Source organism: Vibrio sp. 1401 (assembly GCF_033340295.1).
In genome coordinates, this window is record NZ_JAWOWF010000130.1 from 1 (window position 1) to 1,117 (window position 1,117).

At 41.8% G+C, this 1,117-nt stretch carries 1 protein-coding gene; it reads left to right on the forward strand.

Annotated elements, in window-relative coordinates; translation table 11 throughout:
- Positions 1–24: 24 nt before the first annotated feature.
- Positions 25–1,117 (forward strand): type IVB secretion system protein IcmH/DotU (icmH, locus tag R7Z77_RS24055; protein ID WP_318136886.1); only part of this gene is annotated, 1,093 nt, incomplete at its 3' end.

Sequence of the window (1,117 nt, forward strand, 5' to 3'; positions counted from 1 at the left end):
CATTAATCAATAAAAGTGGTAAGTATGGAACAGACGATAGTAAAACCTACTCCTGGCGGAAGAGCGGCTGTATCTAAAGCTCAGCCTCAAAGATCAGCAGACAGTACTGTTGTGATATCCAAAAGTCCTGAGTTGGTTAACAACGATTCAGTTGTTGCTTATGGAGATAATCCACTATTGGCAGAAGCTAATGGTCTACTTTCGATTATTGGACAAATCAGAGCAACAGCTACTCATTCCGATCCTTTATTTCTTAAAGAAACGCTCGCGCAAAAACTTAGGGATTATGAGAATCGTCTGCGTCAACATGATGTTGACCTGGAAACCATTGATACCGCACGTTATTGTCTGTGCTGTTCTTTAGACGAAGCAGTATTGAATACCAATTGGGGGAGTCAATCGTTTTGGACACATGATTCTCTGTTGAGCTCTTTTTACGCGAGCAGCCAAGGTGGAGAGGCTTTTTTTAAGCATCTAGATAGATGTTTGGCTCATCCGGAATCCCACTTAGATTTACTAGAGCTAATGTACGTATGCTTATCTTTGGGTTTTATAGGCCAGTATCGTTTAGAAAAAAATGGGCTTGAAGCTCACCGTAAATTGAGAAAACAAGTTGTATCAGTGCTTAAGTCACATGGTCGCGGAGTACAGCAAGAGCTTAGTAACAAAGTAGAACAACATATATTGGCAGGTGCTCAGGTTTCGGAACGTGCACCTCTGTGGGTGGTTTGTTCGGTAACTTCCGCACTGCTTGTTTGTATTTTTATGTACTTCAGTTACGAGTTGAACAAAGCTTCCAACCAAACTTTTGCTCAATTGGTAAACCTGATTCAATCAACCCCAGCAGTCAGTAATCCTATGGTTGAGTCAAAGTCAGCACCTATTGCCGAAAGAATATCTATGTATTTGGCAACGGAGATTGGCAAGGATCTTGTCACTGTGGAAGCGTTGCAAGATAGAGTTCGTATTTCTCTTAAAGCTCAAGACCTATTTGAATCTGGTAGTGCGAGCGTTGTGGCTTACATACAGCCAGTTATTTCTAAAGTTGCACGCACCTTAGAAGCGACACAAGGGAAGATCATAATTACCGGGCATACCGATGACCGTCCGATATTTA